Genomic DNA, 5,740 nt, shown 5'->3' on the forward strand with positions numbered 1-5,740 from the left:
CCAAACCTGGGACGGTTCATGGCTGGCGGGGTATCAGAAGACGCTCGCCACGAACGTCCACGCCAGTTCGTGGGAGAACGCGTGTGCGGAGACGTCGCTCTCCTGGGTGTGTGGCATGAAGTCCATGACAGCCACGGCGCCCGGCGAGATCACCGTGGAGACCGGGCTTGAGGACTCCGACAGTCAGGACGGGTGGCGGTACGCGCACACTCTCGCGGACCCGGATTGGACCGACAACAACCCGGCCACGGGTGTAGTCATCGTGGATCGGCACGGTGTCGAGCACTTTTACTCCAAGCGGAAGCTGGACCAGGGGTACGGCGGGTAAGCCCCCGCGGTCCCAGACACCATGCCAAAAACTCGACTGAACCGAACCTAGGAGCACCCCCATGCGCCGTTACGCCATCCCCTTGATCATCTCCGCCGCAGCCCTCGGCCTGACCGGGTGCGGCGCGCAGCAGGACCCGGCGCCCACCGCGACCGTCACCCTGACTGCTACCCCGTCTGCCGAGTCGTCTACGCCCACCCCGGAAGCAGCCGAGACCACCGAAGCGCAGGCTATGGAGACCGCACCACCCGCCGAAGCTGAGACCCCCGAAACCGCACCCACAGGCGCAGTAGAAGCTCCCGCGGCACCCGCAGAGACAGACGCTGCCGAGGACGAATCGCAGGGCGTCTCCATTGTCGAGTCAGAGGGGATGGAGGGAGACGACTACATCATCCGACTCCGCACTAATCAAGGCGCTACGGCGACGGAGAACTACGCCCCCAGTGTCATGCAATCAAGGATCCAGTCTCTGACTGGCACCCCGCAGGCGAAGAACATTGACCTCGTGGCCATGTACACCGCGGACGGCGTGATGATCGCTACCGGCCGTCTGCCGGACGGGAAGTACGCCGGCGTTAAGTCTGGCCTGTAGAACCACCCTCGCCCCATGAAGAAGCGGCCCCCAGCATGACGCTGAGGGCCGCTCTCTTATCCCCTGGTGTCCCCTGTTACTTGGCTACTCACCGGACCAGTACCCGGCCTGCTCCGGGTGATCCTGCAGCAGGCGTTCGATCTCTTCCCCGAGGCGCTTGTGGAACGCCACCAGGTTGTTCACCGGGTGCCCGGGGCCGTCCACTTTCCGGTCCTCGATCCTCACCGCGAGCTGCACCCCGTGTTCCGGGGACCACACCCGGGTAAGGATGAACTCGGATTCCTTGCGCTCGCCGTCCAGGCCGTCCACGTCGGTGTCCAGCATCGTCCCGAAGTGGCCGTCGTCTTCGCCGATCTCACTGGCGGCGCCGGGTTCCATTCCCGTGTCTGGTCCGCCGAAGGGGCACGCACGGGCGAGGGCGACCACGTAGACCCCTGCCCGGCCGTTCACGGGCTGCCAGTTCTCGTCGCTGAGGATCTTGTCGCGGGTGGTTTCTTCGTCACCCTGGAACCATTGGCGGTGGCGGGCCTCGAGGGCACGGCTCACGGCAGTTCGCTCGCGGTCCGTGGCGTCCTTCATGGAGTAGGCCGAGATGGTGTGACTTGTGGAGTCATAGAGCATCCCCCCGTAAATCCACATGTAGTCGCCGGTCTTGGTTTGGTGCAGGTGGCTGGTGGGCCCGGGGGTGGTGCCGAGGGTCCAGGTTTTGAACTTGGGCCAGGCTTTGATCTCGGAGGGGGTGGGCATTTTGGGTGCGGTGGTGTTCATGGTGGTGCCCTTCTTGGTCCGGTGAGGTCGTTGTAACCTCCTGACACCAAGAAACCTAAACGCGTTTTACGCAGGACCGTTGAGCCAGATCTCCTCGACCTCGGGATCGTCCAGGTACGGCTGCAGCGGCCCGTAGCCCGCGACGAGGTCCAGCACGGTCTTGCGCGCGGCCTCCAGGTCCTGGATCCGGGGCAGCCCGGCCTGCGCGGAGCGGACGTCGTACTCGGCCACGACCGCGGCCACGATCCGGCGCGTGGGTTCGACCTCGTGCAACGGGTCCAGCCCGGTACGCCGGATCTGTTCGCGGACGTCCGCCTCGATCAGTCCGATCGCGTCCTCGGCAACGGTGGCCATGGCTCCCCCTGGGGTTCCCCCGAACCCGTTACTGGCTGGTCAACTCTGGAGGGAACGCTAGGGGAAATTTCCGGCCGCGAACACGGCCCGGGGCCCGATCTGTGGATAACCCGTCATGACCTGCGCCGATGCCCGCAGCACGACGCGTCATGCTCGGACGCAGAATGCATCCTCATGCAAAGTGACACCCATCACGCTTTGGTCGGAGGGGACGGGAACACCTTGCCCCTCCGGCCACAAGACGGGGACTGCCGAAGGCAGGGTGATGCGCGGTGCTCCGAACCACAGTGGAGCACGTGCGGAAGGTCAGACGGCCGTGGAACCCCCGCGAGCGGCGTCGTCGCCGGGGGCAGCGGTGGCGGGACGCTCGACGGACACGTCCGGGCCCGCGGGCCCCACGTGGGGTGCCTCGGCGGGACGCTGCAGCGGGGAGGCCGCTGCGAAGGTGAGCACGGAGGCGCGCTCGGTGTGGGCGCCGTCGGGCTCCCACGGCTTCTCGGCCTCGGCAATGGCGATGTGCCGGGCGAGTCGCGTGATGTTGACCTCCTCGACGCGGCGGCGCTGGGCGGCGCTGTACTGGGAGACCATGAACAGCACCACGAGCGCGTAGAGCACGAGGTCCGTGCCACGGCCGATCCCCAGCAGGCGGGCCACCTGCGTGACCAGGTCCGGCACGAGGATCGAGACGGCGGCGAAGAGGAAGAAGGCGACCGCTCCCAGACGGCGGATGGCCTGGTGCTTGGCGTTGGCGCCGCCGCGCACCAGGGTGAGCGCGCCGTAGGCCACGCCCAGGATGAGAACGATCTGAACCACGATGGTCATTGCAGTGCCCCGTTACTTCACGAACAGTTCGGCCAGGATGTTCACGCCGTTGAGCAGGGACTGGCCCTTGCCGCGCGAGTAGTCCGTGTAGATGATCTCCACGGGGTGCTCCACCCAATTGGGCTGGATCTCCGCGAACCGGTTCACGATCTCGGAGGCGTGCGCCATGCGGTTCTGCTTCAGGTGCAGCTTGCCGAGCGTGTCCCGGTTGATGGCCCGCAGGCCGTTGTGCGCGTCCGAGAGGTCCATGCCGCTCGTGAACTTGGACACGAACGCCGCCGTGCGCAGCACGAGTCGCTTCAAGGAGGACACCTGTGTGCGGTCGTCAAGGAACCGCGACCCCAGGACCACCTCGGCCTCGCCGCTGCGGATGCGCTGAACCATGTCGTACGCATCGATCACGCGGTGCTGGCCGTCCGAGTCGAACGTCACCACGCAGTCCATCTCCGGATCCTGCAGCGCGTACTCGAAACCCGTCTGCAACGCCGCACCCTGCCCCAGGTTGATGGGGTGCTGGACCACCACGGCCCCTGCGTCCCGACAGATCTGCGCGGAGTCGTCCCGGGAGCCGTCGTCCACGCAGACCACGTGCGGGAAGGTCTTGCGGAGGTTCTCCAGGACCTCTCCCACCACTTGGGCCTCGTTGTACACGGGCATCACTATCCAGGCTCGACTCACACCCCTCATTGTTCCACAGTCGGCTGGGGACCTCCGGCGCGCAGGCGGGGCCCGCAGGTCGCGGGGGTGGGCGCCGGGCGGTCCACTAAACTTCCCACAGACCCTCCCGCCTTCCCCGTCTGGAGCCCTGGATCCCTTGAGCTGGCTTGAAGCACTTCCCCCCTACACCCTGGTGGCCGTCCTCATGGTCCTGCCCGGCGCGCTGCTGAGCGTGGCCCTGGGGCTGCGCGGCCTGGCGCGGTGGGCGAGCGTGGTCCCCCTGTCCGTGGCGGGGTTCAGCGCCTCCGCGGTGGTCTACGGGATGCTCGGCGTGCCGTGGAACCCCCTCACCGTCACGGCGGCGTTCGCAGGAGTGGCGGTGCTGCTGTGGCTTGTCATGATCCCCGCAAGACGCCGCGTCGCCGCGGCTCCGTGGGCGGGCACCGTCCCGTGGCGGGAGCGGATCACCGCCCCCACGGTGGGCATCTGGTGCGGGGCGGTTCTCGGCGTCGGGATCGTGGTGCAGAGGCTGTACCTGATCCTCCAGGTCCCCGACGCGCTCTCCCAGACCTACGACGCGAACTTCCACTACAACGCCGTGCGCTACATCGAGGACACCGGCACCGCGTCCTCGCTGACGATCGGCGGGCTCGGCGTCACGGACCCCTCGTTCTACCCCGCGGCCTGGCACAACTCCGTGGCCTTCGTGACCGCGGTGGGCCACCTACCCGTGGCCCTGGCCGCCAACGCGATGACCATGCTGGTGTGCGGGGTCGTGTGGGTGCTGGGCTGCCTGTACTTCACCACGCGGGTGCTGGGCTCCCGCCCTGCCGTGGCCGTGGCCACCGGGCTCATGGCCTCCAGCTTCCCCGCCTTCCCCTACCTGCTGAGCTTCTACGGCAACCTGTTCCCGAACGCCATGTCCATCGCGTTCCTGCCCCTATGGCTGGGTCTGCTCACGGACGCGCTCGGTCTCTCCCGGGGCCCCTACCTCCGGTCCAAGCTCGCCCTGTGGATCACCGTCCTGGCGGTCACGGGGGCCATGGGACTGGCCCACCCCTCCACCGTGGTGCTGGGGCTTGCGATCCTGTGGATCATGCTGCTCACCCTGTGGTGGCGGGAGTTGCGCTCCCCCCGGGCGTGGTGGCGCAAGCTGCTCGGCGCCGTCGCCCTCGTGGCCATGCTCCTGGTGCTGCAGCAGATCTGGTTCTCCGCCCGGGCCTCCTGGGACTCCTCCTCGTGGAAGCCGCACGCGACCCAGCCCCAGGCCGTGGGTGAAGCGCTCGCCACCGTCTACCCCGGCGCGCCGCACGCCCCCTGGGTGCTCATGGTCCTGGTGCTCCTCGGCGCCGCGGCCCTGCTGCGCCACACCTCTCGCTGGCTGGTGGGTGCGTGGGTCCTGCTGATGTGGCTCTACGTCCTGGTGGCCTCCTCCCGGAACTTCCCGCTGCGCTACGACTGGACCGGGGTCTGGTACAACGACTCCAATCGACTGCTCGCGCTCATCCCCGTCATGGCCGTTCCCCTCTCCGTGGCTGGCGCGCTCGCTGTGCTGCACTGGGTAGTCACGCACGTGCGCACCTTCGTCCTGAAGCTCTCCCAGCGCTCCGGGACCTCTCCCGCCGTCCGCCGGGCCGCCGAGCGTACGCGTCCCCTGATGCGCACCCGCACCGCGGCCGTGGTGGGCGGCCTCCTGGCCGTGGTCCTGGGGTGGCAGGCCGTGCAGACGGAGCCCATGACGGACGTCGTTAACTACGGCAAGTCGCTCTACGCCGGCGGCGGCGCCCACCCGTACGCGCTGCTCGACCCCGCCGAGGAGCAGCTGCTGGAGCAGCTTCCCGAGTACGTGCCGCAGGACGCCGTGGTCTTCGGCAACCCCCTCACGGGCACCTCCCAGGCCTACGCCGTCTCCGACGTCAAGGTGCTGTTCCCCCACAACGGCCTCGTCGCGGACCGGGAGGCCTCCGTGATCGCGCACCACCTCGACGAACTGACCACGGACCCGGAGGTCTGCCCCGCGCTGCACAAGCACAACGTGCAGTACGTCCTGGACTTCGGAACCCGGCAGGTGAACCCCTTCGCCTACTTCGACACGCGCGGCTACGACCAGCTCACCCCTGACAGGGGCTTCGAGCTCGTGGCCCAGACCGGCCCCGAGGCCAAGCTCTACAAGATCACCGGCTGCGGCGACTGACCCTGGACCGGATGACGACGGCGCC

Annotated in this window: 7 protein-coding genes; 3 read left to right on the forward strand and 4 right to left on the reverse strand. The window is 68.0% G+C overall.

The window, feature by feature from the left end:
- The first annotated feature begins 115 nt into the window (after positions 1-115).
- Both B3G12_RS11210 and B3G12_RS11215 read left to right on the forward strand, forming a co-directional pair.
- Positions 116-328, forward strand: a complete 213-nt coding sequence (locus B3G12_RS11210; RefSeq protein ID WP_290500401.1) for a hypothetical protein — start codon at positions 116-118, stop codon at positions 326-328.
- A gap of 82 nt (positions 329-410) precedes the next feature.
- Complete coding sequence (locus tag B3G12_RS11215; protein ID WP_290500402.1) at positions 411-920, forward strand: hypothetical protein; 510 nt, start codon at positions 411-413, stop codon at positions 918-920.
- 84 nt (positions 921-1,004) lie between these two features.
- Here B3G12_RS11215 and B3G12_RS11220 read toward each other — a convergent pair whose 3' ends face one another.
- From B3G12_RS11220 to B3G12_RS11235, 4 genes are all read right to left on the reverse strand, one after another.
- Positions 1,005-1,688, reverse strand: a complete 684-nt coding sequence (locus tag B3G12_RS11220; RefSeq protein ID WP_290500404.1) for a hypothetical protein — start codon at positions 1,686-1,688, stop codon at positions 1,005-1,007.
- 66 nt (positions 1,689-1,754) lie between these two features.
- Complete coding sequence (locus tag B3G12_RS11225) at positions 1,755-2,042, reverse strand: hypothetical protein (protein ID WP_290500406.1); 288 nt, start codon at positions 2,040-2,042, stop codon at positions 1,755-1,757.
- A gap of 306 nt (positions 2,043-2,348) precedes the next feature.
- A complete protein-coding gene (locus tag B3G12_RS11230; RefSeq protein ID WP_055085486.1) occupies positions 2,349-2,864 on the reverse strand; it encodes a DUF2304 domain-containing protein in 516 nt (171 codons plus the stop codon).
- A 12-nt stretch (positions 2,865-2,876) separates the two neighbouring features.
- A complete protein-coding gene (locus B3G12_RS11235; protein ID WP_126874448.1) occupies positions 2,877-3,551 on the reverse strand; it encodes a glycosyltransferase family 2 protein in 675 nt (224 codons plus the stop codon).
- A 127-nt stretch (positions 3,552-3,678) separates the two neighbouring features.
- Here B3G12_RS11235 and B3G12_RS11240 point away from each other — a divergent pair, with 127 nt between their 5' ends.
- A complete protein-coding gene (locus B3G12_RS11240; RefSeq protein WP_144942145.1) occupies positions 3,679-5,715 on the forward strand; it encodes a DUF6541 family protein in 2,037 nt (678 codons plus the stop codon).
- Positions 5,716-5,740: the final 25 nt, after the last annotated feature.

Origin of the sequence: Kocuria sp. UBA5001, from assembly GCF_002398425.1 — a bacterium.
GTDB classification, from domain to species: domain Bacteria; phylum Actinomycetota; class Actinomycetes; order Actinomycetales; family Micrococcaceae; genus Kocuria; species Kocuria salsicia.

Bases quoted from the DNA above. Each gene is read 5' to 3' on its own strand.
- B3G12_RS11235 (WP_126874448.1), bottom strand. From the start codon at position 3,551: ATGAGGGGTGTGAGTCGAGCCTGGATAGTGATGCCCGTGTACAACGAG.
- B3G12_RS11210 (WP_290500401.1), top strand. From the start codon at position 116: ATGAAGTCCATGACAGCCACGGCGCCCGGCGAGATCACCGTGGAGACC.
- B3G12_RS11230 (WP_055085486.1), bottom strand. From the start codon at position 2,864: ATGACCATCGTGGTTCAGATCGTTCTCATCCTGGGCGTGGCCTACGGC.
- B3G12_RS11225 (WP_290500406.1), bottom strand. From the start codon at position 2,042: ATGGCCACCGTTGCCGAGGACGCGATCGGACTGATCGAGGCGGACGTC.
- B3G12_RS11220 (WP_290500404.1), bottom strand. From the start codon at position 1,688: ATGAACACCACCGCACCCAAAATGCCCACCCCCTCCGAGATCAAAGCC.